This is a genomic window from Candidatus Paracaedibacter symbiosus, assembly GCF_000757605.1.
Taxonomy (GTDB): Bacteria; Pseudomonadota; Alphaproteobacteria; order Paracaedibacterales; family Paracaedibacteraceae; genus Paracaedibacter_A; species Paracaedibacter_A symbiosus.
On the sequence record NZ_JQAK01000027.1, the window covers coordinates 2,825 to 3,640 of the forward strand.

Genomic DNA, 816 nt, shown 5'->3' on the forward strand with positions numbered 1-816 from the left:
AAACCGAAGAAGAAGACGCCATTCTTATAGCGATGGGACGAATTGGTGGGCAAAAGTCAATCGTTGTTGCTTTTGAATTCAATTTTATGGGCGGCTCAATGGGAACCGCTGTAGGTGCTGGCCTTGTTGCTGCGGCAAAAACTGCTGTGAAGCATAAAGCCCCTTTAATTGTTATTCCATCATCTGGAGGAGCCAGAATGCAAGAAGGCATACTTTCTCTTATGCAAATGCCTCGTACAACGATAGCTGTTCGGCAGGTAAAAGAGGCTGGTTTGCCCTATATTACAATTCTCACTGATCCAACAACGGGTGGAGTATCAGCGTCTTTTGCTATGTTAGGTGATATTGCGATTGCTGAACCTGGAGCCATGATAGGTTTTGCTGGCGCCCGTGTCATCCAACAAACAATACGGCACGCATTACCAGAGGGTTTCCAAACTGCTGAATATCTTCTTGAGCATGGTATGATTGATATGGTTGTACCTCGTCAACAAATAAAAGGGCGTTTAGTTGCATTAATAAGCCTTTTAATGAAGCCTCGCGTTTAGGATGTTTCAATTTGATTTAGGCGTATTCTCTAAAAAATTTCCTTTTAAAGCACGTCTCAATTTGGAGCGTATTGAAAAATTATTGAGTAAGCTTGGCTCTCCACACCTTAAACTTCCACCTACCATTCATGTGGCTGGCACAAATGGAAAAGGGTCAACGATCGCTTTTTTGCGTGCTATTTTTGAATCTTCAGGATACAGGACGCATGTTTATACTTCACCCCATTTAAGAGAATTTAATGAACGTATTATTGTTGCGGGAAAGAAG

The 816-nt window shown here is 42.2% G+C and carries 1 protein-coding gene and 1 pseudogene; both read left to right on the forward strand.

Annotated features, from left to right (window positions below):
* Positions 1-548: acetyl-CoA carboxylase carboxyltransferase subunit beta (locus IG80_RS0111865; RefSeq protein WP_269517202.1), on the forward strand; the 548-nt coding region annotated here is incomplete at its 5' end.
* A 1-nt stretch (position 549) separates the two neighbouring features.
* Positions 550-816, forward strand: a pseudogene (locus IG80_RS0111870) (bifunctional folylpolyglutamate synthase/dihydrofolate synthase); the annotation flags it as partial.